Source organism: Pseudomonadota bacterium (assembly GCA_037200975.1).
GTDB lineage: Bacteria > Pseudomonadota > Gammaproteobacteria > Steroidobacterales > Steroidobacteraceae > CADEED01.
In genome coordinates this window covers 3,512,649-3,538,232 of record JBBCGI010000001.1, presented here as the reverse complement: position 1 = coordinate 3,538,232, position 25,584 = coordinate 3,512,649, and the positions used below count along the sequence as shown (strand labels likewise).

Annotated in this window: 21 protein-coding genes and 2 tRNA genes; 8 read left to right on the top strand and 15 right to left on the bottom strand. The window is 66.4% G+C overall.

The genetic code is table 11. From position 1 onward, the window contains the following. Positions 1–2 precede the first annotated feature (2 nt). A tRNA-Met gene (locus tag WDO72_16010) sits at positions 3–79 on the bottom strand. A gap of 272 nt (positions 80–351) precedes the next feature. On the opposite strand from WDO72_16010, the gene WDO72_16005 reads away from it, so the two are divergent. The 3 genes from WDO72_16005 (at position 352) to WDO72_15995 (ending at position 7,692) form a co-directional block, all read left to right on the top strand. After that, the gene (locus WDO72_16005) at positions 352–3,171 is read left to right on the top strand and encodes a response regulator (GenBank protein MEJ0087179.1); all 2,820 of its coding nucleotides are present in this window, start codon (positions 352–354) and stop codon (positions 3,169–3,171) included. Between the two features lie 2 nt (positions 3,172–3,173). Beyond that, positions 3,174–5,360, top strand: coding sequence for an EAL domain-containing protein (locus WDO72_16000; protein MEJ0087178.1), 2,187 nt, complete (start codon positions 3,174–3,176; stop codon positions 5,358–5,360). 145 nt (positions 5,361–5,505) lie between these two features. Continuing rightward, positions 5,506–7,692: a hypothetical protein gene (locus WDO72_15995; protein MEJ0087177.1), complete on the top strand. Its 2,187-nt coding sequence runs from the start codon at positions 5,506–5,508 to the stop codon at positions 7,690–7,692. A 51-nt stretch (positions 7,693–7,743) separates the two neighbouring features. On the opposite strand, the gene ychF is transcribed toward WDO72_15995, so the two are convergent. The 8 genes from ychF to WDO72_15955 all read right to left on the bottom strand — a co-directional run bounded on the left by ychF (position 7,744) and on the right by WDO72_15955 (position 14,809). Then, complete coding sequence (gene ychF, locus WDO72_15990; GenBank protein MEJ0087176.1) at positions 7,744–8,835, bottom strand: redox-regulated ATPase YchF; 1,092 nt, start codon at positions 8,833–8,835, stop codon at positions 7,744–7,746. 17 nt (positions 8,836–8,852) lie between these two features. Next, complete coding sequence (pth, locus tag WDO72_15985; protein MEJ0087175.1) at positions 8,853–9,455, bottom strand: aminoacyl-tRNA hydrolase; 603 nt, start codon at positions 9,453–9,455, stop codon at positions 8,853–8,855. 117 nt (positions 9,456–9,572) lie between these two features. Beyond that, the gene (locus WDO72_15980; GenBank protein ID MEJ0087174.1) at positions 9,573–10,307 is read right to left on the bottom strand and encodes a 50S ribosomal protein L25/general stress protein Ctc; all 735 of its coding nucleotides are present in this window, start codon (positions 10,305–10,307) and stop codon (positions 9,573–9,575) included. Positions 10,308–10,493: 186 nt separating this feature from the next. Next, complete coding sequence (locus WDO72_15975) at positions 10,494–11,447, bottom strand: ribose-phosphate pyrophosphokinase (GenBank protein MEJ0087173.1); 954 nt, start codon at positions 11,445–11,447, stop codon at positions 10,494–10,496. A gap of 39 nt (positions 11,448–11,486) precedes the next feature. Next, positions 11,487–11,561, bottom strand: a tRNA-Gln gene (locus WDO72_15970). A gap of 5 nt (positions 11,562–11,566) precedes the next feature. Continuing rightward, entirely contained in the window at positions 11,567–12,421 is an 855-nt protein-coding gene (gene ispE / locus WDO72_15965) for a 4-(cytidine 5'-diphospho)-2-C-methyl-D-erythritol kinase (protein MEJ0087172.1), read from the bottom strand. Then, the gene (gene lolB / locus WDO72_15960; GenBank protein MEJ0087171.1) at positions 12,418–13,038 is read right to left on the bottom strand and encodes a lipoprotein insertase outer membrane protein LolB; all 621 of its coding nucleotides are present in this window, start codon (positions 13,036–13,038) and stop codon (positions 12,418–12,420) included. Before lolB ends, ispE begins: the two co-directional genes overlap by 4 nt. Before the next feature lie 10 nt (positions 13,039–13,048). Beyond that, a complete protein-coding gene (locus tag WDO72_15955; GenBank protein MEJ0087170.1) occupies positions 13,049–14,809 on the bottom strand; it encodes a tetratricopeptide repeat protein in 1,761 nt (586 codons plus the stop codon). A 43-nt stretch (positions 14,810–14,852) separates the two neighbouring features. Here WDO72_15955 and prfA point away from each other — a divergent pair, with 43 nt between their 5' ends. From prfA to WDO72_15935, 4 genes are all read left to right on the top strand, one after another. Next, on the top strand, positions 14,853–15,947 hold the full coding sequence (gene prfA, locus WDO72_15950) for a peptide chain release factor 1 (protein ID MEJ0087169.1): 1,095 nt from the start codon (positions 14,853–14,855) through the stop codon (positions 15,945–15,947). Further along, complete coding sequence (locus WDO72_15945; GenBank protein ID MEJ0087168.1) at positions 15,944–17,500, top strand: stage II sporulation protein M; 1,557 nt, start codon at positions 15,944–15,946, stop codon at positions 17,498–17,500. The genes prfA and WDO72_15945 overlap by 4 nt, the downstream gene beginning before the upstream one ends. A gap of 146 nt (positions 17,501–17,646) precedes the next feature. Further along, the gene (locus WDO72_15940; protein ID MEJ0087167.1) at positions 17,647–18,111 is read left to right on the top strand and encodes a glycine zipper 2TM domain-containing protein; all 465 of its coding nucleotides are present in this window, start codon (positions 17,647–17,649) and stop codon (positions 18,109–18,111) included. Between the two features lie 17 nt (positions 18,112–18,128). Next, positions 18,129–18,848 (top strand): DUF6515 family protein, encoded by a 720-nt coding sequence (locus WDO72_15935; GenBank protein ID MEJ0087166.1) that lies wholly within the window; start codon positions 18,129–18,131, stop codon positions 18,846–18,848. Between the two features lie 126 nt (positions 18,849–18,974). Here WDO72_15935 and WDO72_15930 read toward each other — a convergent pair whose 3' ends face one another. Genes WDO72_15930 through WDO72_15905 form a run of 6 tightly spaced genes read right to left on the bottom strand, consistent with a single transcriptional unit; the run spans position 18,975 to position 24,694 of the window. Beyond that, on the bottom strand, positions 18,975–19,307 hold the full coding sequence (locus tag WDO72_15930; GenBank protein ID MEJ0087165.1) for a hydrolase: 333 nt from the start codon (positions 19,305–19,307) through the stop codon (positions 18,975–18,977). Beyond that, positions 19,304–20,602 (bottom strand): DUF58 domain-containing protein, encoded by a 1,299-nt coding sequence (locus tag WDO72_15925; GenBank protein MEJ0087164.1) that lies wholly within the window; start codon positions 20,600–20,602, stop codon positions 19,304–19,306. The genes WDO72_15930 and WDO72_15925 overlap by 4 nt, the downstream gene beginning before the upstream one ends. Before the next feature lie 15 nt (positions 20,603–20,617). Further along, positions 20,618–21,568 carry a MoxR family ATPase gene (locus WDO72_15920; protein ID MEJ0087163.1) on the bottom strand — a complete coding sequence of 317 codons (951 nt, stop codon included), beginning with the start codon at positions 21,566–21,568 and terminating at the stop codon, positions 20,618–20,620. Next, positions 21,565–22,917, bottom strand: a complete 1,353-nt coding sequence (locus tag WDO72_15915; GenBank protein MEJ0087162.1) for a DUF4350 domain-containing protein — start codon at positions 22,915–22,917, stop codon at positions 21,565–21,567. Before WDO72_15915 ends, WDO72_15920 begins: the two co-directional genes overlap by 4 nt. Beyond that, entirely contained in the window at positions 22,917–23,861 is a 945-nt protein-coding gene (locus WDO72_15910) for a hypothetical protein (protein ID MEJ0087161.1), read from the bottom strand. Before WDO72_15910 ends, WDO72_15915 begins: the two co-directional genes overlap by 1 nt. Then, the gene (locus WDO72_15905; GenBank protein ID MEJ0087160.1) at positions 23,858–24,694 is read right to left on the bottom strand and encodes a hypothetical protein; all 837 of its coding nucleotides are present in this window, start codon (positions 24,692–24,694) and stop codon (positions 23,858–23,860) included. The genes WDO72_15910 and WDO72_15905 overlap by 4 nt, the downstream gene beginning before the upstream one ends. Positions 24,695–24,743: 49 nt before the next feature. Between WDO72_15905 and prmC the strand changes: the two genes are divergently transcribed. After that, positions 24,744–25,577 carry a peptide chain release factor N(5)-glutamine methyltransferase gene (gene prmC / locus WDO72_15900; GenBank protein MEJ0087159.1) on the top strand — a complete coding sequence of 278 codons (834 nt, stop codon included), beginning with the start codon at positions 24,744–24,746 and terminating at the stop codon, positions 25,575–25,577. Positions 25,578–25,584: the final 7 nt, after the last annotated feature.

Below are 25,584 nucleotides of genomic sequence, written 5' to 3'. Positions count from 1 at the left end.
ATTGGTGGAAAGGGAGGGAATCGAACCCTCGACCCCGGCATTATGAGTGCCGTGCTCTAACCGGCTGAGCTACCTTTCCACGCCGGCCATCTTAGAAAGAATGGCCCCTCATCGAGGGGGCCGCGATTCTCGCGGCGCCACCTGCGGCTGTCAAGCAATTCCCACAAAAACAACCACTTAGCAGGCGCGTGTCCAATGCGCTGCGATATTCCCTGTCAATCGGTGTCATCCCCAATTTCGCGGGTTGCGATCCAGCTCTCAAATCCCCTTAGGCCAATCAAGAGTTAGCGCAAACAAGCCGATACGCCTCATTGGGACGCTCTCGGTCGGGCGTCAGGACTAGTACCGTCAATGAACAGGCTAGATTTTTCGCACCTGCCGTTACGCACGAAGCTCATCGCGGCCAGCGCGCTGACGGCTTCCATTGCGTTGTTGATCGCTGCGCTCACGCAGGGCGTGTCTTCGTATTTCTTCAGCCATAGCGAGGCGTATGAGCACCTGCACTCCGTGGCGCGCGTCATCGCGGGCCGCAGCACCGCGGCCATCCAGAGCCAGGACTTCGGCCAGGCCGAAGCGCTGGTAAGTGCGCTGCGAGTCGAACCCAACGTCGAAGAAGCGCTGCTCATCGATGGCCAGAAACGCGTGCTCATGCACTACGCGGGTAGCAAGACGATGTTGATCCCGAGCGCCTCGGGAGAATTGACGCCCATCCAGAAATGGCAGCAGGAGGCGATCGAGAGCAACGATCACCAGCACCGCTTCGACGGATTGACGGCACTGCATCTGGTCTACCCGATCCGGGACGATGGCAAGGTCATCGGCCATCTCTACGTGCGCGCCAACCTCTCCGAGCTGCAGCAGGCCATCATCGTGCAGCTGGCGATCCTGCTCGGCAGCTCGGTCATCGCCTTCGCGCTGGCCTATCTACTGGCGCGGCGCGTGCAGCGGCAGATCGCGGCGCCACTGCTGAACCTGGTAGACACCATGCAGGCAGCGGAGCGTGGCGACTATTCGAAGCGTGCGCAGGTGACCTCCGACGATGAAATCGGCCACCTGATGCGCGGCTTCAACGTGATGCTCGAGCAGGTCGAGAGCCGCGAGCAGGAGCTCGGCAAGCAGCACGAATACCTCGAGGCGCAGGTCATCGAGCGCACCAAGAGCCTCGCGGAGGCGAACAAGACGCTGCGCCAGGCGATGAACGATTCCGTCGAGGCGTGCCGCACTGCCGAAGCGGCCAGCAAGGCCAAGAGCGAGTTCCTCGCGCGCATGTCGCACGAGATCCGCACACCTATGAACGGCGTGTTGGGCATGACCGAGCTGCTGCTCGATTCGAAGCTCGATCCACGCCAGCGCCGCTTCGCGGCCACGATCCAAAGTTCGGCCGACGCGCTGCTCGCCATCATCAACGACATCCTCGACTTCTCGAAGATCGAAGCCGGCAAGCTGCGCCTCGAAGCGCAGGACCTCGACATCCGCCAGGTGGTGGAAGAAGTCATCGATCTGTTCGCGCAACGCGCGCATCAGAAGGGCATCGAGCTGCTGCTCGACATCGACCCCTATCTGCACCGCTGGGCCAAGGGCGATGAGCTGCGCATCCGCCAGATCCTCATGAACCTTGTCTCGAATGCGCTCAAGTTCACCGCCAGCGGTCACGTGTTGATGCGGCTGCGCGGCATCAACCCTTCGGAGACGCACGTCTCGCTGGTCATCGATGTCGTGGATACCGGCACTGGCATCCTCCCCGAGAATCAAGCGGCGATTTTCGACGCGTTCGTGCAGGAAGACGGCTCGACGACGCGCCGCTTCGGTGGCACGGGACTCGGACTCGCGATCAGCCGTCAGCTCGCCACGCTCATGGGCGGCGACATCACGATGGTCAGCCAGCCCGGCGTCGGCTCTACTTTCTCGCTGGCCATCACGCTGCCGGCGGCGCCGGCCATCGCCTCGGATACTTCGCAGGGCCTGATGCTCGCCCCCGGCACGCGCGTGCTGGTGGTGGACGACAGCGCCATCAACGTCGAAATCCTCGGCTCGCAGCTCGAAGCCTGGGGCTTCGTCGTCTCTACTGCGTTCAGCGCGATGGAAGCGCAGGCGCATCTCAACAAGATGCAGGCGTCGAACACGCTGCCCAAGATCATCGTGCTCGACTGGCACATGCCCGAGCAGAACGGCGTTGACTGGTTGTTAGGTGTACGCCGCAATTCGCAGTGGAAGTCCATCCCCGCGATCATGGTGAGCTCGGTGGCGGACGACATCGAAGCGGGGCTCGTCACGCAGCTCGCGCCGATGCGCCGTCTCTCCAAACCCGTCCGGCAGAGCATGTTGCGGCGTGCGCTGCACGAAGCGCTGCAGGCCGTGCCTTTCCACGAAGTCAGTTCGGCGCCTGCCATGCGCGCACCGGAAAACGAACCCATCCTCGATCACCTGTCGGTGCTGCTGGTCGAGGACAACATGGTCAATCGCACGCTCGCGCTCGAAATGCTCCAGCGTCTCGGCTGCGATGCGATGCACGCCGGCAACGGCGTCGAGGCTCTCGACGCGCTCGAGAAGCAGGAATTCGACGTGGTGTTGATGGATTGCCAGATGCCCGTCATGGACGGCTTCATCGCCACACGCAAGCTGCGCGAGCGCGAAATGATGAAGAAGCTCGAGCCGACGCGCGTGGTGGCGCTCACGGCGAACGCTCTGGCCGGCGACCGCGAAGCCTGCCTCGCCGCGGGCATGAACGACTATCTGGCCAAACCGTTCACGCTGGCGCAGCTGCGCAACATCCTGCTGCCTAGCAAGGTCTCGCGCTCGGCGGCCAACAAGGTGACGCTCGACCATTCGGCCATCGAGGCCGTGCGCCAGCTCGACCCGGACGGCGCGGACCGCCTGCTCTCCCGGCTGATCGCGCTCTATAGAGACGATTCCTCGCAGCTGCTGGCCGACATCGAGAATGGCATGAAGGTCGGCGACGCCGATGCGGTGGCGCGCGCGGCGCACACGCTGAAGAGCTCGAGCGCGAACCTCGGCGCGACCAACGTCGCAGCCATCGCGCGCAAGATCGAGACTTCGGCGCGCCAGGGCGACATCGCCGGCCTGCCCGCGACGATGACGCAGTTGCGCGCGCAGCGCACCGTCGCGTTGTCCGAGCTCGAAGCGCTCGAACACTCGGCCAAGGTCGCCTGACCATGCAGCCGACGGGGGGCATACCTATCCACGTCCTCATCGTCGACGACGATGGGGGCTCGCGCCTGTTGATGCGCCGCGCGCTCGAGCGCAGCGGCTTCGTGGTTTCGGAAGCGGCCGACGGCATGGCGGCGGTGGCCGCCGTGGAAACGGGCGAATGCAACGCCGTGCTCATGGACGTCGAAATGCCGTCGATGAACGGCTACGACGCCTGCAAGGCCATCCGCTCGCGCGAAGGTGGCGCCCACCTGCCCATCATGATGGTCACGGGCCGCGACGACGTGGCCTCGATCAACCAGGCTTATCATGTGGGCGCGACAGACTTCCTCGCCAAGCCCATCAACTGGAACTTGTTAGGCCACCGGGTGCAGTACCTGGTGCGCGGCGGCCGCCTGGTGCAGGAGCTCGAAGAGAGCGAAGGCCGGCAGCGCGCGATGCTGGATGCCCTGCCCGACCTGCTGCTGGTGGTCGATCTCCAGGGACGTATCGTCGACCGGCTCGGCGCGACCGACAACCATCCCTTCCTGGCCGGCGGCATGCGGGCCGATCAGAAGGTTACGGAGCTCGTGACCGGCGACGCGGCGCGCGCCATTGCCCACGCGCTCGACGATTGCCGCGTGCGCAACGAGCGCACCGAGGTCGAATTCGAGTGCCTGCGCGAGGGCATCGAACGGCGCTTCGAAACCCGCATCGTGCCCTACGATCGCGGCCGCCTGCTGCTGGTGTTGCGCGACGTGACCGAGCGTCACCGCGCCGCCAATCGCATCCGCGAGCTGGCGTTCTTCGATCCACTCACGCAGCTGCCCAATCGGCAGTACTTGCTGCAGCTGCTGGAAGAAGCGCGCCGCGAGGCTGCCACGACCGGCGAACGTTTCGCGGTGGTCCGGGTGAACCTCGACCAGTTCAAGCGCATCAATGACAGCATCGGCCACGGCGCCGGCGACGCGTTGTTGCAGGCCGTCGCCTCGCGCCTCGGCACCTTCCTCAAGCTAGAACAGGATGGCGCGGTGACCATGCCGCTCGCGCGTCTCGCGGGCGACGAGTTCGCGGTGGCGATCCGTCACCTGCAGTCCGATGCCGACGTGCAGAACGTCATTACCAACATCACGGCGGCGTTTGCATCGCCGTTCCTGATCCGGCATCGCGATTTCTTCGTCACGTGCACGATCGGCATCGCCATCTTCCCCGATCACGGCAGCTTTGCGGACGAACTACTGCGTACCGCCGGGCTCGCGCTGCACGAAGCCAAGACTTCGGGTGGCAATCGCGGCGTCATCTACAGCGAACACATGCGCGCACGCTCGGTCGCGCGGCTGGAGCTCGAGACGGAGCTGCGCCATGCGCTCGAGGCGAACGAGCTGTTCCTCGTCTATCAACCGCAGATCGAAGTCGCGACGGGACGCATTGCGAGCGTGGAAGCGCTGGTGCGCTGGCGCCATCCGACCCGCGGCATCGTGCCGCCGGATGAATTCATTCCGATCGCAGAGGAATCGGGCCTGATCGTTCCGCTGTCGGATCTCGTGATGCGCCAGGCGCTGAAACAGATCGCGGAATGGTGGAAAGCCGGTTGCCGCGATCTGCGTGTGGCCGTGAACGTGTCGGGCGCGCAGTTCGAAGCGCCGGGATTCCCGGACTGGGTGTTCGCGCACCTGGATGAAGCGGGACTGCCGGGCGCGTGCCTCGAGCTCGAAATCACCGAAAGTCTGTTGATGGTGGACGAGACCGCCGCGGCGCTGGCCGTGCGTGCGGTGCGAGAGCTTGGCGTGCACGTCGCAATCGACGATTTCGGCACGGGTTATTCTTCGCTCGCCTATCTGAAACACTTCCCGATCGAAGCGCTCAAGATCGACCGCTCGTTCGTGGCGGACCTGGGCCGCGACTCGAACGACGCGGCCATCTGCGCGGCCATCATCGCGATGGGCCGGCAGTTAGGCCTCAAGATTGTCGCCGAAGGCGTCGAAACGAAGGAGCAGCTGGAGTTTCTCGCCACGCATGGCTGCACGCTGGCGCAGGGCTTCTACATCGCGCGGCCGGTCGAAGCACCGGAGATGGCGAAGCTGCTGCGGATTGGCGAGAGCGACACGATGTCGATGCCGATGCTCGTGCCGCAGAAAAAGAGCTTGAACGTGCCGCTCGCGGACTACGAAGCGGAACACCTGCTCAAAGTGTCGAAGCAGAAGAAACGCTAGTCGGGCGGCAAATCGACTGCCCAGCGGCGCGCTCAGGTCCGGCGCGTCGCCAACAAGGTTTGAATCTTCGCCGCGGATGTCCAATCCGTGCGGTCGGCTGCGTATTCCTTGTTATGGGGCCACGTCCTCGATCAGGGAAGCGATCATGAAGAGTCTCGTAGCGCGTGTTTTCGTCGGCCTGATCACCTTCAGCACCATGGGCTGGTCTCAATCTCCGACTGTGCGCGCCCGCACGACGACGACCGTGGTTCAGCCCGCGCAGGCCACGCCCGCCCTGCCGCCTGCGACCAGCGCTACGCCGCCCGGCAAGCGTCTGCAACCGAGCGACACGGTGCGCGAGGTGACTCCCATCCCCCGCGTGACGCCCGCGCGCGATCGCATTCCCGTCGATCGCCCGCGCTTCCGGTTGCCGACCGCACCGGCGCTCGCGGCGGTTTACCAGCCCATCAACGAGCAAGTCGAAGTTTTCGGCATCGATCCCCAGGGCAGGCTCAAGGACGTTTGGAAACAGCACAACGGCTACTGGGAAGCCGCATTCGCCCTGTCCGCTCCGGGACTCGCGCCGGCCGGCGCGCCCCTGGCTGCGATCTGGCAGCCGCTGAACGAACAGCTCGAAGTATTCACGGTCGCGATGAACGGCGCATTGACGGTCACTTACAAGGCACACAACGGCCGCTGGGCTGCGCCTAGCTACATCACGCCGCCCAACTTCGCGCCGCCCGGCGCGCATGTCGCCGCGGTGTTCCAGCCGCTGAACAACCAGCTCGAGGTATTCGCGATCGATGCCAGCGGCACGGTCAAGCTCACATGGAAGGCGCAGAACGGACGTTGGCAGGGGCCGGTCGCGCTGTCGCCACCCGGAATCGCACCGGCCGGTGCGCCACTCGCCGCCGTCTGGCAGCCGCTCAACGAGCAGCTCGAAGTGTTCTGGGTCGACACCACCGGCGCGTTGCGCGGCGTGTGGAAACAGCACAACGGCCGCTGGGCGCCACCGTTCAACCTCTCCCCCGCGGGCTTTGCGTATCCGCACGCGAAGGTCGCGGCGATCTGGCAGCCGCTCAACGAGCAGCTGGAAGTCTTCGCGGTGAACCGCGTGGGCGCGATCAACGTCGCCTGGAAGGCGCACAACGGACGCTGGAATGGTCCCGTGGTCATCGGCGGACCTGCGATCGCGAAGCAAGGCACGGATATCCTGGCGTTGTGGGATCCGCAGGCCGCGCGGCTCGAAGTCGTCACGGTCGGGGTCCGCGATCGGCTCATCATGGCCTGGAAAATCAACAACGGCGCATGGAAGCCGGGCCCGGGCGCGTTCTCCTACGAGATCACGGAGCCCGGAACGTCGGGATCGTGGCCGCTGGGCGCGGCACTCGCGGGAGTAGTTCGGCCGGCGCCGGACAATGCCCGGCGCGAGATATTCACGCTCGACGACTCCCAGGTGATGCGCGCCGTGATCGACGATCACAGCCACACTGGCGCCACGATCACGACCGCCAATTTTGGCCCTATCTACGGCGCACATGCCGCCGCCTGCTCCAACGCGTTTCGCAGCTGGAGCAACGGCAATCAGGGCATCGAGAGCCAGGTCGACGAATGCGTCCATTTCATGGGCATCTGGCAGCACTGCGAGGACCGGAGGGCGTACGTCTCGGTCGGTTACCCGCCGCAATCCGAATCGCATCGCTTCTTCCAGTGCACGGCGAAGAATGATCGCAACAACGTGGTCGATCAGTTCGTGCACATCTGGACGGGCATCGGGCAAGGGCTCGGAGAAGCGGCCGTCGCGACGATCGTCTACTCGCCCGAAATCGCGCAGGCCTACGCCTGCCTCGATGGCGTGGCATTCGCCTGTGCGGCGCTCGCCGTCGACCTCGCCGCCCGCGCGATCGAGCTGCCGCCCGAAATCAGGGATGCGGTGGATCTGGCCACCGACGCGTCGGGTTGCGTGAATGGCGATGTGGTGTCGTGTGCCAAGTTAGGCGCTGCCGGGGCGCGGGCCGCCGGCGTGGAGATTCCCGGGGAAACCGCGGGCGAAGTGGCCTTGCTGACGAAGCAATGTTTCGAGAAGGACTACGGGGCCTGCGTGCGTCTCGGGGAAAAAGCGGCAATGGCCGCGGGCGTGCCCGTGGTGGCGATCAATCAGGCCGCGAAGAACGCGCAGGATTGCTACGCGGGCGACATGGATGCCTGCATTGCACTCGGTCATCAGGCCGCCGACGTGGGCATCCCCGTGGGCGGCATCGCCAACGGCGCCGACAACCTGGCCCAGTGCAGCTACGGAAGGCTGGACAACTGCGAGGCTCTCGGCAAAGCGATCGCGGCGATCCCGCGCTGAGCCGCGCTCCGTTTCCCAGCCTGTTCGAAGGAGCCGGGTGGCCTGCCCCAACTACACGTTAAAGCGGAAGTGCATGACGTCGCCTTCCTTGACGAGGTATTCCTTGCCCTCGAGGCGCAGCTTGCCGGCATCCTTTGCGCCCGCCTCGCCTTTGTATTTGATGAAGTCGTCGTACGCGATCACTTCGGCACGGATGAAGCCGCGCTCGAAATCCGTGTGGATGACGCCCGCGGCCTGCGGCGCGGTCGAGCCACCGCGCACGGTCCAGGCACGGACCTCTTTCACGCCGGCGGTGAAATAGGTCTGCAGGCCTAACAAGTCGTAGCCGGCGCGGATCACGCGATTCAATCCCGGCTCCGTGAGCCCGAGGTCCTTGAGGAAATCCGCGCGATCGGCTTCCTCGAGCTGCGATATCTCGGCTTCGATGGCGGCGCAGACGGCCACCACCACCGCGCCTTCCGCCTTGGCGCGCGCGGTCACCGTATCGAGATGGGGGTTACCGGTGAACCCGTCTTCCTTCACGTTCGCCACGTACATGACCGGCTTCGCGGTCAGCAGGTGCAGCTCCTGGCTGTCGGCTTTCTCTTCTTTCGTCAGGCCCATCGAACGCACCGGCTTGCCGTCGTCGAGGTGTTTCTGCATGCGCTCGAACAGTTCCTTCTTGCGCGCGGCATCCTTGTCGCCGCCCTTGGCCGCCTTGGTGTTCCGGTCCACGGCCTTCTCCACGGACTGAAGATCCGTCAGCGCGAGTTCGGTGTCGATGATGTCGATGTCGGAGAGCGGATTGACGCGGCCCGACACGTGCACGATGTCCGCATCCTCGAAGCAGCGCACGACGTGCGCGATCGCGTCCGTCTCGCGGATGTGCGAGAGGAACTTGTTGCCCAGGCCTTCGCCCTGCGACGCGCCGGCGACCAGGCCCGCGATGTCGACGAACTCCACCGTGGTCGGCACGACCTTCTCGGGCTCCACGATCTTCGACAACGCGTCGAGCCGCAGGTCCGGCACCGGCACGATGCCGACGTTCGGATCGATCGTGCAGAACGGATAGTTCTCCGCCGCGATCTGCGCGCGTGTCAGCGCGTTGAACAGCGTGGACTTGCCGACGTTGGGAAGCCCGACGATGCCGCACTTGATGCCCATTCAATTCTCCGTGTTCGTCAGCTGGCGGCGGGCTTCGGGACCGCACGCATATGTAGTTTGTTCATGGCGATCTGCGCGCCCGAGCGCAGCATCTCCTCTATCGCGTCCGCCCCGGCCACGATCGTTTCGTCGATCGCGCGCTGTTCGTCCGCGCCGGCGCGCGTCAGCACGAAATCCACGACGTCGTCCTTGGCGCCGGGATGGCTCACGCCGATGCGCAAGCGCCAGAAAACATCTCCCTGCGCGGCGATGATGTCGCGCAGTCCGTTGTGGCCGCCGTGGCCGCCACTTTCCTTCAACCGCACCGTGCCGCTCGGCAGATCGATTTCATCGTGCGCCACCAGCATCTGCGTGGGCGCGATCTTGTAGAAACCGAGAATGCTCGAGACCGGTCCGCCGCTGCGGTTCATGAAGCTCATGGGTTTGGCCAGCCAGACTTCCTCGCCGCCGATGCGCACGCGCGCCAATTCGGCCTGGTGTTTGCCTTCGCTGCGGAAGGTGCCGCCGTGACGGCGCGCCAGCTCATCCACCAGCCAGAAGCCGGCATTGTGCCGCGTGCGCGCGTACTCGGACCCGGGATTGCCCAGCCCGACGATGAGTTTGAGAACGTTGCCGGCCATCGATTTGTCGTCGTAGAAGCGGCAGCGGCGCGCCGTTTGAAGTGCGCGCCGCTGCCAATATCGACGAAGTAGTTAGTAAGGAGGGGGCGGACCTGCGCCCGCCCCGTCCCAAACAGCTTACTTCTTTCCGCCTTCCTTCTTCGCGGGGGCAGCGGCAGCGGGAGCCGCCTTGGCATCGCCCGCCTTCGCACCGGCGGCAGCCGCACCTTCGGCCGGAGCAGCGGCGGCGCCTTCGGCAGGCGTCGCGGCAGCGGCTTCGGCGGTCGGCTCCGGCTCTTCCGCACGCGGCGGATGGATCGTGACGACCACGGCGTCTCCCTTGGAGATCGACGGGATGCTCACGCCTTCCGGCAGCGGCAGATCGGACAGATGTTTCGACTGGTTCATCTCCATCTTCGAAAGATCGAGCTCGATGAACTCGGGCAGATCCTTCGGCAGGCAGGAGATCTCGACGTCGGCAACGCGGTGCGAGACCACGCCGCCCTGCGACTTCACGCCCGGGGAAGCGGCTTCACCCTTGAAGTGAATCGGGATGTGGATGCGGATCTTCTCCGTCTCCACGACGCGCTGCATGTCGAGGTGCTGAATGGCGTTGCGCGCCGGATGCATCTGCAGATCCTTGACGATCGCAGCCTGCGTCTTGTCGCCCACCCTCAGGTTGATGATCGAAGAGTAGAACTTCTCGTTGTCCACCAGCGTCATCAGCTTCTGGTGATTGAGAGTGATGGCACGGGGTTCCTGATGGCCCCCGTACAGGATTGCCGGCACTCGTCCCTCGTGACGCAGGCGGCGGCTCGCACCTTTGCCCTGGCCATCGCGGAACTCGGCGGCGAGTTCGAATGAAATACGCATTTGTAAAACTCCAGTTACATCTAACAACCGGCGGACACCGCGACCAGTGCCGCCACCTAAGATAGTGGTGCCGGGGAGGAGTGGTGCCGGGGTGCAATTCTCGTAATTAAGCCAACGTCGCGACCTGCGCGAATGTCGGCTTAATTACGAGAATTGCACCCCGGCACCACTCCTCCCCGGCACCACTCAGTCCAAATACAAGCTACTGACCGAATCCTCGTCGCGGATGCGACGGATGGTCTCGGCCAGCAACCCCGCAACCGACATCTGCCGGATGCGTCCACATTGTTTCGCCGCGGCCGACAACGGGATGGTGTCGGTCACCACCAGTTCGTCGATCGCCGACTTCGTGATCTTCTCGATGGCATTGCCGGAGAGGATCGCGTGCGTGATGTACGCCACCACCTTCACCGCGCCCTCGTCCTTCAAAGCCTGCGCGCCCGCTGCCAGCGTGCCCGCCGTATCCACCATGTCATCGACCAGCACGCAGGTCTTGCCCGCGACATCGCCGATGATGTTCATCACCTTCGACTCGTTCGGCCGCGGCCGGCGTTTGTCGATGATCGCGAGGTCCGCGTCATCGAGCCGCTTCGCCAGCGCCCGTGCGCGCACCACGCCGCCGACATCCGGCGACACCACGATCATGTTCTCGTACCGCTGCCGGTACGCATCGCCTAACAACACCGGCGACGCGTACACATTGTCCACCGGGATGTCGAAAAATCCCTGGATCTGATCCGAGTGCAGGTCGATCGTCAGCAGACGATTCACCCCCGCGCTCTGGATCATGTTCGCCACCAGCTTCGCGGTGATCGCGCTGCGCGTGGCGCGCGGCCGGCGATCCTGGCGCGAGTACCCGAAGTACGGCACCACCGCGGTGATCCGCGCTGCCGACGCACGCCGGCAGGCATCGACCATCACCAGCAGTTCCATCAGGTGATCATTGGCCGGCGGACAGGTGGGCTGCACGATGAACACATCGCGACCGCGCACGTTTTCCATCAGCTCGATGTTCACTTCGCCGTCGGAGAACCTGCCGACGTAGACGCGACCGAGCGGCGTCGTCAGATGACGCGCGATGTCGTGAGCCAGCGCCGGATTGGCATTGCCCGCGAACAGTGTCAGCGTCTCCGAATCCACCGCTCAACCTCCACGATATTCAGGTCCCGAATCAAATCTTGGCTGGGGTGGAAGGATTCGAACCTCCGAATGGCGGGATCAAAACCCGCTGCCTTACCACTTGGCGACACCCCAACGGCCTAACTCTTCGAGCGGCGGCCCAGCTCTTCTAACAAAGGAGAGCTGTCGAGCCCGCGCGCCACGTACGCGCGCCACGTGTCGGGCACTCGCGCCGCGACGCGTTCGGCGTCCGCCGCGCGCGAAAATTCCGCGAACACGCAGGAACCCGTACCCGTCAATCGCGCCGTCGCGTGCCGGCCCAGCCAGTCCAACGCCTCACCCACCGCGGGAAACCGCGCGCGCACGACTGCCTCGCAATCGTTCCGCCCGCCCGTTTCCAAAAAGCCGCGCATTGTGGTTGGGGGTGAATTCCGTGTCAATTCAGCAGCCTGGAATACCGTGGCCGTGGGAACCGCCACGCCCGGAAAGATGACCAGGTACCAGGCATCGACGCCCAATTGCACCGGCGTGAGCCTTTCGCCGATCCCCTCAGCCCAGGCGGACCGTCCAGAGACGAAAACCGGCACATCGGCGCCCAACGTGGCGCCAATGGCCGCGATCTGCGCCGAATCGAGGCCTGTACGCCACATTTGGTTGAGCGCCATCAGCGTCGTCGCGGCATCTGAACTGCCGCCCCCGAGCCCGCCACCCATCGGAATGCTCTTCTTTATGGCAATTTGCGCGCCCAGCCGGGTTCCCGTCGCCGCCTGCAATGCCCGAGCTGCGCGCACCGTCAAATCGTCAGTTTCGGCGACGCTGGCGGGACCCGACAGCCGGTTGATGACGCCGTCGTCGCGAACTTCGATCTCGATGCGATCGCACAGATCGATCAACCGGAACACCGTCTGCAGCTCGTGATACCCGTCGGCGCGCCGGCCCAGGATATGCAGCATCAGGTTGAGCTTGGCCGGTGCCGGCCAGGACGAGGCGCTCACGGCCGCCAGGTTTCGGCCAGGAGTTTCATACGCGCGCCCTCACGCTCGGCGGTGAGCCGCTTCGGCAACGCAAACCCGAGGCCCGGGGCGCGCGATTCGATGCGCACCTGCCAGCCGTTCTGCTCGAACGCGTGGATCTCGCCGCCCTCCGCCTCCTGTATGACGCTGGAGGTGCCGGTGCCAGGCATCGGCACTCCTAACAACCACCAGCGCAGCTCGGCCAGCGGCAAAACAAACCCGAGCCGCCGCTCCAGTTCGGTACGCGCCGCGACCCCGTCGAGTTGCTCGCCGCGGCTGGTGAAGATCCGGAGGTCATCGCCTTCGAGCTCGACACGCAACCCGCCGATGCCGAGCGGCCCATCGAGCGCGAGATCGGAGCGTTTCGGTTGCTGTGTGTATCTCAAGCCGGCCGAAAAGCCCTGCCCGTTCGCCGCGACCGCCACGCGACCGGTGAGGTGATAGCTGGCAAAATCTTCGAGCGCCGCGCGCTGCTCGGCCCAGGGAGCGTCCGCACCCGGCCCGATGACCGCGGCGGGAGGTGGCGCGGTCCGGCAACCCGCCAGCAACGCGGCGACGCCCAGGACAGCCAACGCGGTTCGCGCGGCGGCGCGGAGCACGGGCGTGTGCCTAACTACTCGTGGCGGTGGGAGCCGGGGAAAGCTCGGGTTGCGGCGTCTCGTCCGGGTCCGGCGCCTTCTCGTCCGCCTTGGGCTTGTCCGGCGACTCCATCTTGGTGCCCGTGAGCCGTTCGATGGTCGCGCGCAGCGGCTTGGAATCCGGCTGCCGCGCCAGCGACCGCGCCCACAACGCGCGCGCCTCGGTTTGTTTGCCGCTCACCCACAACAATTCGCCCCAGTGCGAGGCGATCTCCGCATCCGGAAAGATGCGATACGCGCGTTCGAGATGCGGCAGCGCGCCCGGGATATCGCCGCGCCGGAACATCACCCATCCCAGGCTGTCGAGAAATGCCGGGTTGTCAGGCGAGACGCTGAGCGCCTTGCGGATCATGGATTCGGCGCGCGGCAGTTTCTGGTTGCGATCCGCCAGCGAATAACCGAGCGCGTTGAGCAGGCTGGCATCTTCGGGGCGCTCGCGCAGCAGACTCTCGAAGCTCTTCACCGAATCCCTGGTGAGGCCCGCTTTTTCCTGCGTGAGCGCGATCTGGTAACGCACGCCGGGATGATCGGGGAAACGTTCCAGCGCCAGTTGCAGCAGCGCGATGGCCTCGGTGATGTGCCCGGTGTCGTCGAGCAGCGCGGCCTTGGCGAATTCCACGTCGAGCGATTCGGAGCGTTCCTTGGCGGCGAATTCATCGAGCAGCTGGAAGGCGGCCACGCGATTGTCGCGCTGCATGAGCAGGCGCGCGGCGCGGCCGCGCACGATGAGCCCGGCGCCCGCTTCGGCGAGCTTGGTGTAACCCTCGAGCGCCAGATCCGTGCGGCCTTCGCGTTCCGCGATGGACGATAGATAGAAGAAGGCTTCGGGTGCGGCAGCCTGCGAACTGATCAGCCCACCGAAGCGCCGGCCGGCTTCCGTCATGTCCCCCGCCTGGTACGCGAGCTTGCCGAGCCGCAGATCCGCCTCGTCGCGCACGGATGCATCCGTGCGCATGCTTTCGAGTTCCTGACGCGCCTCGTCGAGACGGTCGAGCCGCAGCAAGGTATCCGCATACGCGAAGCGCTCCGTATCGGGTTCGAGCGCCGCGGCTTCCTGAGAAATGGCGATGGCGCCGACGGAATCCCCCTCGGCCGTGAGCACGCGCGCGAGCTGCGCACGCGCGGCGCCCGAGGCGGGCTCGTTGTCCAACATGCGATCCGCGAGTTTGTGCGCGGTCTTGAAGTCGAACGCTTCGAGCGCGAGGTCGATGCCGGACGAGAGCACGCGATCCGAGACTTCTTTCGATTCGAGCAGCGGACGCAGCGTGTCGAGCGCGATGGCCGTCCCACCCGAATCGCTGACTTCGCCGATGAGTTTGACCAGCGCCTCGTCGCCGCCGAGTTCGTGGGTGCGCAGGATGGCCGCACTCGCCTCCTGCACTTCGTACAGACGAGTCGCCGCCAGCGCGACAGCCGCCGCCGCGCCGGCATTGCCGGGATCGAGCTTCTGCCAGCGCCGCGCGGCGCGTGCCGCCGCGCCGATCTGCTGGCATTCGGCCGCGACCTTGTTGGCGCGCTCCGAAATCTTCGCGTCGCTGGTGCCGAGCGCGGCCTTGAGATAACGGTCCGAACCACCGCGGCAATCGCCGCGCGACAACGCCATGTCCGCGAGGACCAGGTCGGCGTTATCGGAATTGGTGGTGGACAGCGCACCCGCGCTGACGGGGATGAGCGCGGCCAGGGCTAGCGCAAGAGCGCGGAAACCGGCCGGAAGAAACGCGTTTCGTTGCATGGAGGGCACTATAACTGGACCTTCGCCCCTTACAATGGTTCGCGTGAAAGACACGATACGACTGCGGCTCGAAAAAATGGTCGACCGCTATGAAGAAATAGGCCGGATGCTGGCGGACCCCGCTGTCATCGGCCGACAACGCGAGTTCCGCGATCTGTCGGTGGAATATGCCCGCCTGACGCCGGTCGCCGAGAAGTTCGGTGCATTCCAGGCGCTCGAGCGCGAGCTGAAATCGGCGCGCGAAATGCAGGACGATTCCGATGCCGGTATGCGCGAGATGGGCAGCGAGGAGATCAAGCGCCTCGACCCCGATCTCGCGCACTCCGAAGAGGCGCTCAAGGCCCTGCTGATTCCGCGCGACCCGCGCGACGATAAGAACATCTATCTCGAAGTGCGCGCCGGCACCGGCGGCGACGAGGCCGCGATCTTCGCCGGCGACCTGTTCCGCATGTACGCGCGTTACGCCGAGACGCACGGTTTCACGGTGGAAACGCTGTCGGAAAGCCCGGGCGAACACGGCGGTTATCGCGAGATCATCAGCCGCATCGCGGGCAACGGCGCGTTCGCACGCTTCAAGTTCGAATCCGGAGTGCACCGCGTGCAACGCGTGCCGGCCACCGAAGCGCAGGGCCGCATTCACACCTCGGCCTGCACCGTCGCCATTCTTCCCGAGCCCGACGAAGTCGAAGCCACGGATCTGAATCCTGCCGAACTGCGCGTCGATACGTTTCGCGCCTCGGGCGCCGGCGGCCAGCACGTCAACAAGACCGACTCCGCCATTCGTATCACGCACCTGCCTTCCGGCCTCGTGGTCGAGTGCCAGGACGAACGTTCGCAGCACAAGAACCGCTCGCGCGCGATGGCCCTGATGAAGGCGAAGTTGTTAGCTGCCGAACAGCAGAAGCGCGACAGCGAGATCGCGCAGAATCGCAAGCTGCAGGTCGGCACCGGCGACCGCTCCGAGCGCATCCGCACGTACAACTTCCCGCAGGGGCGCGTGACCGATCACCGCATCAACCTCACGCTCTACAAACTCGCCGACATCATGCAGGGCCGGATCGACGAACTGCTCGACGCCCTGCAACACGAGCACCAGGCGGAGCAGCTCGCGGAGGAAGAGCAGCGAGGCGCGGCGTGAGCTCCCCGGCAGTGCCGGCCGCCGCCCGTGGAACGGGCGGCCTCGCGGCGCCACCGGCCATCGATGTGCCCAGCGCGACGGGCATCGATGCGCGCATCGTGCTCGCGGGCCCCGGCGCACGCACCATCGCCTTCATCCTCGACTGGATCATCCGCTTCGCGCTCGCGGTGACGTATTTCCTGCTGGCCGCGTGGGCGATCCTCGGCAATCTCGATTTCGAAGTGCCCGCCGCCGATGAAACTCTGTGGAGACTGGCCGGCGTGCTGCCGGCCACGATCATCTACTTCTGTTATCACCTGATTCTCGAGCCGCTGATGGCGGGGCGCACGCCGGGCAAGCGCCTCACGGGCATCCGCGTGCTCACCGTCGAAGGGCGCGTGCCGACGCTCGGCCCGCTGGTCACGCGCAATATCTTCCGCCTGGTGGACTCACTACCCGTGTTGTACATCGTCGGCCTGCTGTTCGTGATGTTCGGACGCCGTCATCTGCGGCTGGGCGATATCGCCGCCGGCACGGTGCTCGCGGTGGAACGCGCCCCGTTTCTGAAAAAGCTCGACGCGTTGCGCGGCACGCCTGACAAACACGCCCGGTGGAACGAAGCCGGCGAGCGCGCCGCCGCGTTGGGCCGAAGGCGCGGCAGCGACGTGCCGGATGCGCTGGCGGTAGTTGAAGACTACCGGCGCGCCGCACGCGAGCTCGGCGTCGCGCGGCTTGCGGAGGATCCATCCGGGGCGCGCTCCGCGGAATATCTCGAAGCGGTGTATGCGGACCTGCACGATGTCATCACCCGCCCCGCGACCCGCTTCTGGCAGGCCGCGCACTCGCTCATGCGCGAGCGGATCCCGGCGGCGATGGGGCGCATGCGTATCCACGTGCTCGGTGTCGCGCTGCTGTTCGTGGTATCCGCGGTCACGGGCGCGTGGCTGATCTTCACCTACCCGGACCTCATCGCGATGTTCGCGAGTCCGCGTCTCATCGCCACCGTCGAACGCGGCGAGCTGTGGACCGATGGCCTGCTCAATGTCACGCCGTCCGCGGTCCTGTCGATCGACATCCTGACCAACAACATCATCGTCGCGCTGTTCGCGTTCTGTTCGGGCGTGGTGTTCGGTCTTGGCACGTTCTACATCATCGGCCTGAACGGCCTGTCGCTGGGCGCGGTGTTCGCCTTCACGGGTCAGCACGATCTCGCGGGACGACTGTTCGACTTCGTGATCGCGCATGGCTGCGTGGAGTTGTCGTGTATCTGCCTGGCCGGCGCCGCCGGCGCGTACATGGGCGAGGCGCTGGTGCGCCCTGGCGCGCTCACGCGCAGCGAGGCATTCCGTGCGGCCGCCGCCGAAAGCGTGCGCGTGATGTTCGCGCTGGTGTTGCTGCTGCTCGTATGCGGTTTCATCGAGGGATACGTATCGCCAGATCCGGAAGTGCCGCGCTGGGCGCGTATCACCATCGGCGTCGGCTACTGGCTGTTCATGGTCTCGCTGCTGCGCGGCTACGTATTCGGGCGCAGCCGCAACCGGGCGCGAACTCGCGGCAGGATTTCTGGTCTCTAGTGTCAACCGGCGGTGAGTTGCGGCGTTGAAGTCTCGAGGAGACCTGTATGCACGTGAAATGGATCATGGCCGCCTGCGCGGCGTCTGCCCTCAGCGCGGGTTGCGCAATTGCTGAGCCGGCCGCGGCACCCCCGGCAGAACCCACTGTGGCGAGCACGGCCGTACCGGCCGACGCCGAGGTGTTCGTCTACCCGTCGAAGGGGCAGGACGACAAGCGGCTCGATCGCGACCGTTACGAATGTCACAACTGGGCCGTCGCGCAGTCGCACTACAATCCGAGCGAGCCGCACCTGGCGCCGCATCAGCGCATCCAGGTGGTGGCGATGCCGCCGCCGGGCCAGTCGACGGTTGCGGGAGCGGTGACCGGGGCGGTCATCGGTGCCGCCATCGGCTCTCCGCGCGATACGGGTGAAGGCGCGGTGGCCGGCGCCATCGTGGGTGCAATCGCCGGGGCGTCGTCCGACGCGGCACGCCGCAACGAGCGCGAACAGATCAACCAGCGTGTCGGCGCGGACCAGCAGGCGGAACGCGCGCGGCTCGAGCGGCAGGCTGCCGACTATCGACGGGCGATATCGGCCTGTCTCGAAGGCCGCGGGTACACAGTCAAATGAATCGAGGTGAACGAGTCATGCACGCGCACGGAAAATTGAGCCGCATTGCGATCGTCCTGCTGGCACTGGGCGCATCCGCCGCGTTCGCCGCCGGCAATCCCGATCGTCATCGCAACGACGACAACCGGCGTTCGCAGCCGCGTGTTTCATCGCAGATCGGTGCGCGGGTCGAATCGCGCATCGACGACCGCTACCGCCACAATCGCAGCTATCCGTCGCGCGGTTATGTCGCGCCCGCGTTGCCGCTCGGCTATTACCCGGTGCGTTACCGCGGCTCGCCTTACTACTATTCGCGCGGCGCCTGGTACCGCCCGTATGGGCCGCGCTTCGTGGTGGTCGCGCCGCCGATCGGAATCGGTGTCGGTTTCCTGCCGCCCTACTACACGCGCGTCTGGTTCGGCGGCATGCCTTACTACTACGCCGACGACACGTACTACCAGTGGCGGCCCGAGCGGCGTGAATACGTGGTGAGCCAACCGCCCGGCGGCGAGCCGCGCGTCGACGACAGCGCCAGCCAGGGCAGCGACGAGATCTTCGTTTATCCCAAGAACGGCCAGAGCGAAGAACAGCAGGCCACCGATCGTTACGAATGCCATGCCTGGGCGGTCGGGAAAACCGGCTTCGATCCAACGCGTCCGTCAGGCAATGTCGATGATTCCGAGATCACCTCCAAGAACGCGGACTATCGGCGCGCAGAAGGCGCCTGCCTCGAGGCGCGCGGCTACAGCGTCAAGTAGGAAGTGGTGCCGGGGAAAGGTGGTGCCGGGGTGCAATTCTCGTAATTGAGCGGACGGTTGCTCTAAGTGCGTACGCCGGCTCAATTACGAGAATTGCACCCCGGCACCACCTTTCCCCGGCACCACTCAAGGTAGATACGCATCCACCGCGTCGTCGTCGATCGACATCGGGTGGAAGGTCCTGAGCAGCCACGCCGACATCTCCTGATCGTCGATGAGGATGGTCGGTTTGGGCAGGAACGCGGTGAAACACTCCGCCAACCCGAGCTCGGTGACGATGCGCTGCGCATAATCCGCCCCGCCGGTGCTCCAGCAGTACAACGGAAAGCCGCGCGCATGCAACCGCCGCACCTGTTCGATGACCTGTGTGATCGGCACCGGGCTGGTGCTCGCGTGCCGGACCAGCGTGTCGTCGACATCGACATAGATCGCCGGGCCGCGTTTGTACGGATCGCTCATACCCGGCGCCTCCGCCGCAGCTGTAGATAGGCGTCGAGCACCGCGCGATCGAGCCGGTCGTCGGATTCATCGAGCACGACGACGCCCTTGCCACGCAACGCCGCCACCTGCAGCTGCGCCGCGTGGAGGTGCTCGCGGGCCGCGAGCGCCACGCCGGGGTCGCGCCAGTCGCGGGCCGGCGCCGCGGCCAGCCGCGCGATCTCTGCGGCTTGCGGCGAGGCCACGATGGGCTGATGGCGCGGCACCAGCGCCTTCAACGCCTGCATCAGCTCCTCGTTGCGCGCAGGTTCGGCGAGATCGGTCAGCCACACCACGAGTCCGCGATGCCGCAGCATGCGACGCACCTGCATCGCAGCCGCCACCGGATCCGATTCCCCGCGCGCGGTGTCCAGCGTCTCGAGCGCCCGCCGCAGCCGCGTCACGGCGCGCGTGCCGCGATCCGGCAGACAGGCCGTCAATGGCCGCTGCGCGTACACCAGCAGCCCGATGCGATCCTCGATCGACACCGCATGTTCGGCGAGCCGCGCGGCGACGTTCGCATACAAACCGAGTCGATCGAGGTCGCCGGCGCGCACGCGGCTGGCGCGCCCGGCATCGATGACGACCAGGATCTCCAGGTGCTGCGCCTCGCTGTACTCGCGCGCCACCAGCGAGCCGCGCCGCGCGGTCGCCTTCCAGTCGATGCGCGACAACGCGTCGCCGGTCGCATAGTCGCGCAGCTGCAGCAACTCGACCCCGGTACCCGGCAGCCGCCGCGGCGTGTCTCCCGCCGATTCGCCGGCGATCGCGCGCGCGCCGCGCGGCAGGCTGTCCGGCGCAACCGTGAACGGCTGATCCTGCGGCACATCGCGGCTCCACCAAGCCAGCCGGAACCGGCCTAACAACCGCGCCGGTACCGCGCCGAACCGCGCCGCGCCGAGCCGCAGCGGCAACAGCTCCACGGGATCGGCGGTCTCGGCGTCGGGCGCCATCGCGATCGTATGGACGTCGGCCGACTGGCGCAGCGCCGGAGGCAATACGCGCGCGTACTGCAGCGTGAGCTCGCGGCCGCGGTTGTGCGCGAACGCGAACGCGCCGCCGATGCGTAATCCGAGCTTGAGACGTGAATCCACGCGCATGCGCAGATCGAGACGCGTGCCGCGCAGGTACGACGCTTCGAGCACGAGCCCCGTGAGCAGCAGGAACGCGGGAAACAACCAGGCGCTCGCGAATCCCGGCTCATCCGACCAGGTGCCGGCCACGCCTAACAAGGCAGTCAGCGCGACGAACAGGTATCCGCGGATGGCGAGATGCATGGCGGCGCAGTCCCCCTAACGCGGCACCGGCGTGGCATCGAGGATGGCGCCGACCACGCCCGAGTCGGTATCGCCGTCGAGCGCCGCTTCGGGTTTGAGCACCAGGCGATGCGCCATGACCCAGCGCGCGACCGCCTGCACGTCGTCCGCCGCCACGAAATCGCCCTGGCGCAGTCCCGCGTGCACGCGCGCGGCGCGGATCAACGCCAGCGCGCCGCGCGTGGACAGGCCCAGCGCCACGCGCGGATGTTCGCGCGTCGCGCGGGCCAGATCGAGCACGTAATCGGACAACGCCTCGGACACATGCAGCGCGCTGGCCGCGGCGCGCGCCGCGTGCAGCTGTCCGCGGTCGATGCGCCCAAGGTCGGCGGGAATCGCCTCGCGCGCCTCGAGCTCCGTACCGTACCGCCTGAGGATCTCGCCCTCGGCCGCGCGTTCCGGATAACTCATGTCGATGCGCAGCATGAAACGGTCGAGCTGCGACTCCGGCAGTGGATAGGTGCCCTCGAACTCGCGCGGATTCTGCGTCGCCAGCACCAGGAAATCTTCCGGCAGCGCGTAATGGTCGCGCTCCGAGGACACCTGCCGCTCCTCCATCGCCTCGAGCAGCGCCGATTGCGTCTTGGGTCCGGTGCGATTGATCTCGTCGACCAGCAAAACTTCCGCGAACAACGGGCCGCGCCGGAACACGAACTCGTTCTTCGACGCATCGAAGATGTGTGTACCGACGATGTCGCTGGGCATGAGATCCGCGGTGCCCTGCACGCGTTTGAATTCGCCGCCCAGCACGCGCGCCAGCGTCTTGGCCAATAGAGTCTTGCCGAGGCCGGGCGGCCCCTGCACCAGCACGTGGCCGCGCGCGATCAGCGCGATACACAACGCACGGATGACGTCCTCCGCGCCGACGATGACGCGCGCCAGCTCGCGTTGTACGGTTTGTTCGAAAGTCGCGACTACGGTGTTCATGTGTTCAGCCGTTTTTCCAGGGTGTCGAGGAGATTCTGCAGCGGCGCGAGCGGCAGATTGCGCTCCGCATGGGCATCCGCATACCAGTTTTTCAGTTGATCGAGTTCCTGCGGCAGGATGGCCGCGTGCCGCTCGAGCCAGTGCCACAACTCGCCGCGTTCGGGTGTCACGCCGCTCGAACCGCGTGCCGCGCGGGCGACGCGCGCGAAGAAGTGATCGAACAGCCGGAGCGCGGTGTGATATGAGGCGACCGTGCGCGCCACCAGGCCACCGGCGCGCCGCACCAGCTCCGCTTCGGACGGGTCGTGCGCCACGATCGGCGGTGCGCGCAGACGAGTCGATCCCAGCACCCACACCAGCCACAGGGCCAGCGCGATGAGGATCGTCTTGTACAACCGCGGATCCCGGTAGAAACGCGCGGGATCGTAGTTGGCTGACAAGCCCTGCCGCAGGTCGTCGAACAACACCGTCCCGTCGCGCGACACGCTCGAACTCACGATGTTCGCGAACAGCCGCGCGTTGTCGTCGTTGCCGAGCGCGCGATTGGTGAACAGCGAACCGCTGGCGGACAACAGGATGCGGCCCTGCCCGAGGCGCTGTTCGAAAAACGCGCCCTCGCCCTTGTCGGTGCGCGCCAACGTGAGCACGAAGCTGTCGTAGGGGATGCGCAGCGACCATTCCTCTGCTTCGTAGTCGGTTTCGGCACCCAGCTTGTGCACGCCGACCAGGAGCGCATGCGGTCCCGTGGGCAACAAGGGAATCCTGGGCGGCACGATGAATCCGTGCTTGAGCGGTTGCACTTCCGAAAGCTCGTCGTCTTCATCCTCATCCTTGGCGGCATCCTTCGCATCCGCTTCGCGCACGCGTTGCGCGAGCGGCGTGTCGTCGAGCCGCAGTTCGCGCGCGGCGCGCGTCTCGAATTCGATCGCGGTCAGCGATTCGATTTCGCCGACGGCGCCCGAGGAACGGCCGGCCGCCCAGCCCGGCTGATCCAGCAATCCGGCGTTGATCAACAAGGTGTTTCCCGCGCGCACCCACCGATCGAGCGCACTGAACTCGTCGCTGCGGAACACTTCGACACCGGGCAGCGACAACACCAGCAGGTTGCCGCGCGGCGGCAGGTCGCTCGCCTGCAGCGCGGTGTACCGCTCGCGCCACGAGCGCACGTGGACGCCGGAACGCTGCAACCACTCGAAGAGTCCGGCGTACCCATTGCCGCGGCGCTCCGCCGAGGTCGGGCGCGCGGTATCGGCATCGGGGTCGAGATCGGACGCCGGTCGCAGCCACAGGCCATAGAAGGCCGCGAATGCCGCCACTGCCAACAGCAACGTGACGCCGCGCTCGCGCATCAGCGTTTCTCCGGGCGTGTGAATTTCTGCAGCAGCGCCTTCGCGCTGCTCACGGCGCCTTCCAGGTTTTGCTCGCCCACCCGGCGTCCGGCGTACCGCACCTCCTCGGCCGTCGCGGCGACGTGTTCGAGCGCGGCGCGGTCTTCGGCCGAATCGAGCTCGGCGCGGCGCGCGATGGCACGCGCGGTCAACCCTTGCGGCGCAGGCAGACGATGCGAACGCGTCAGCGCCTCGCCTAACAACCGCAGCAACATGCCCGGCCGGTCGGCGAGCGGCGCCGCGTTCACGTCGGCCAGCATCAGGCGCCGCCGCCACTCGGCCGCAGGATTCACGCGCCGCGCCGCGCGCCGCATGCCGCCCAGCAGGCCCGCGGCGCGTAATTCGCCCCAGACGACGAACAACACCAGCGCCGCCAGCACCGCATAACCGGCGTAGGTGAGCGCGCGCGCCACGCCTTCGCTGGTGTGGAACTGGCGCGACCACTTCTCGAGCCAGCCGGTTTCGTCGTCGTCCGGGCGGCTCTCGAACTTCTGCTTGAGCCAGCGCTTGAAACGTTCCCAGCGCGTCACGCCGGTCCGGCCCTGTTCGCCGAGTTCCGCCAGCACGGGTGCGAGCAGTTCCTGTCGCGGAGCGGCACGCGCCGGCGTTTCCGCGGTCGCATGCCGCAGCAGATCGGCCATCGCGCGCAGCGATTCGGCGGTGATTTCCTCCCGCCGCTCGCGCAACGTGTGCGGCAACAACTCGCGGTACGGCGAATGTTCGAGTGCCGGCAGCAGCTCGGGGCAACGCCGCTGCACGCGCTCGATGCCCACGTCGACACGCGGGTCGAGCCGCTCGCGGCAGGCCTCGACCGCCCGCAGCGCGCCGTCCTCCGCGGCGGCGAACGACGCCGCGGCGCACAGACCTAACAAAGGCAGCCAGCATTTCAAGTACCGGCCGTTCATCGGAGCAGGTCCTGCCGCTCCCGTTCGCGCAGTTTCAGGTCTTCGTACGCGACGATGAGCACCGCCAGCGCGAATGGCACGCCGAGCGCGCCGACCACCAGCGCCAGCATCGAACGCACCGCCGCGATCAGGAACAGATCGGCCCGCCCCAGCATCGGGGACAACATGCCGACGACGATCGCCGAGACAGCATAGAAAACCGCCACCATGCATCCCGTGGCGAGCAGCGCGCCGAACATGCGCCATGAACGCCGCCGCGAGATACGCAAGGCCTGGGCGATCGCCGCGAATGGGCCGAGACCATCGCACCAGAATGCCGGCAGCGCGACGACGAACAACGCCGCCGGCCACAGCAGCGGCACACCGATGAGCGCGAGTCCCGCGCCGGGCAGGATGTTGGTGAGCGCCGCACTCATCGAATAGAGCAGCAGGGGAAACCCGAACGCACCGAGCGTCGCCAGCAGCGCCGCGGGCCAGCGCTTCAGCACGGCCGCAAGCTCGATGCGAAAGCGCGGCCGCACTCCGAGCGAGATCGCCCGCAGGCGCAGCGTGATCACGCCGAGCAGCGCCGTCGCCAGCAGCGCCGCGATGACCCAGCTCACCGGCCGCAAACGCCCGATCGCGAGCAGCCCGGCTGCGCCCGACGGTGCCATGAATGTGGCGTAGGCCGTCGGCAATTCGAACACCAGCACCGCAAGACCCGAATACGGCAGGCATCGCAGCAGCCCGGCGCGAAACAGCCGGAACGCCGCGTCGAGGACTTCACCCGTCATGAGCGGCCGCGGCAGCGGCAAGAGGCTGCCCGGAGCTTCAAAGGGTAACGCGCGGCTCATGCGGGCATGATACCGATGCCCCACGGAACTCGTGCATCATCGCCGCCCCATGTTCGAAGTGTCCGACAGCGAAAGGTTGCTGGCCGAAGCGGCCGGTCTCATCACGCGCCGCGATGCGGAAATCCTGCTCGCGCACGCGTGGAGCATGACCCGCAGTCAGCTGCTCGCGCGCGACGGCGAGCCCGTGCCGGCCGCGGTCATCGCGCGTTTCACCGATTTGTGCGCGCGACGCGCGCGGGGATCGCCGGTCGCCTATCTTCTGGGCCGGCGCGAGTTCTGGTCGCTCGACTTCGAAGTGAATGCCGCCGTGCTGGTGCCACGCCCCGAAACCGAGCTGCTGGTGCAACGCGCACTGGACCACATCGGCACGCGCGCGGCGCGCGTGGTGGATCTCGGCACCGGTTCGGGGGCGATCGCCATCGCGCTCGCGCACGAACGCGTGAACTGGCAGGTGACCGGCACCGACCTCTCTGCCGATGCACTCGCCGTGGCGCGCCGCAACGGCGAGCGCCTCGCGCCCGGCCGCATCGAATGGCTGCAAGGCGACTGGCTCGAGCCGCTCGCCGGGCGCCGCTTCGATGCCATCGTCAGCAACCCGCCCTATATCGCGGCCGACGACCCGGTACTTGACCAGGACGGCCTCGCACACGAGCCGCGCGCCGCGCTCACGCCGGAAGGCGACGGCAGCGCCGCCCTCGCCACTCTTATTAATGGATCGCCCGACCATCTCGCCGCCGGCGGCTGGTTGGCGCTCGAACACGGCAATTCGCAGGGTGAATGGAGCCGCGCCGCGCTTGTCGCCCGTGGCTTCACTCACGTAACCTCGCACCGCGATCTCGCCGGCCACGAGCGCGTCACCGAAGCCACCTGGCCCAAAAGGTAAATATCCC

Coding starts and splice junctions, on each gene's coding strand:
- WDO72_16005 (MEJ0087179.1), top strand. CDS start 352: ATGAACAGGCTAGATTTTTCGCACCTGCCGTTACGCACGAAGCTCATC.
- WDO72_16000 (MEJ0087178.1), top strand. CDS start 3,174: ATGCAGCCGACGGGGGGCATACCTATCCACGTCCTCATCGTCGACGAC.
- WDO72_15995 (MEJ0087177.1), top strand. CDS start 5,506: ATGAAGAGTCTCGTAGCGCGTGTTTTCGTCGGCCTGATCACCTTCAGC.
- ychF (MEJ0087176.1), bottom strand. CDS start 8,835: ATGGGCATCAAGTGCGGCATCGTCGGGCTTCCCAACGTCGGCAAGTCC.
- pth (MEJ0087175.1), bottom strand. CDS start 9,455: ATGGCCGGCAACGTTCTCAAACTCATCGTCGGGCTGGGCAATCCCGGG.
- WDO72_15980 (MEJ0087174.1), bottom strand. CDS start 10,307: ATGCGTATTTCATTCGAACTCGCCGCCGAGTTCCGCGATGGCCAGGGC.
- WDO72_15955 (MEJ0087170.1), bottom strand. CDS start 14,809: ATGCAACGAAACGCGTTTCTTCCGGCCGGTTTCCGCGCTCTTGCGCTA.
- WDO72_15935 (MEJ0087166.1), top strand. CDS start 18,129: ATGCACGCGCACGGAAAATTGAGCCGCATTGCGATCGTCCTGCTGGCA.
- WDO72_15930 (MEJ0087165.1), bottom strand. CDS start 19,307: ATGAGCGATCCGTACAAACGCGGCCCGGCGATCTATGTCGATGTCGAC.
- WDO72_15925 (MEJ0087164.1), bottom strand. CDS start 20,602: ATGCATCTCGCCATCCGCGGATACCTGTTCGTCGCGCTGACTGCCTTG.
- WDO72_15920 (MEJ0087163.1), bottom strand. CDS start 21,568: ATGAACACCGTAGTCGCGACTTTCGAACAAACCGTACAACGCGAGCTG.
- WDO72_15915 (MEJ0087162.1), bottom strand. CDS start 22,917: ATGCGCGAGCGCGGCGTCACGTTGCTGTTGGCAGTGGCGGCATTCGCG.
- WDO72_15910 (MEJ0087161.1), bottom strand. CDS start 23,861: ATGAACGGCCGGTACTTGAAATGCTGGCTGCCTTTGTTAGGTCTGTGC.
- WDO72_15905 (MEJ0087160.1), bottom strand. CDS start 24,694: ATGAGCCGCGCGTTACCCTTTGAAGCTCCGGGCAGCCTCTTGCCGCTG.
- prmC (MEJ0087159.1), top strand. CDS start 24,744: ATGTTCGAAGTGTCCGACAGCGAAAGGTTGCTGGCCGAAGCGGCCGGT.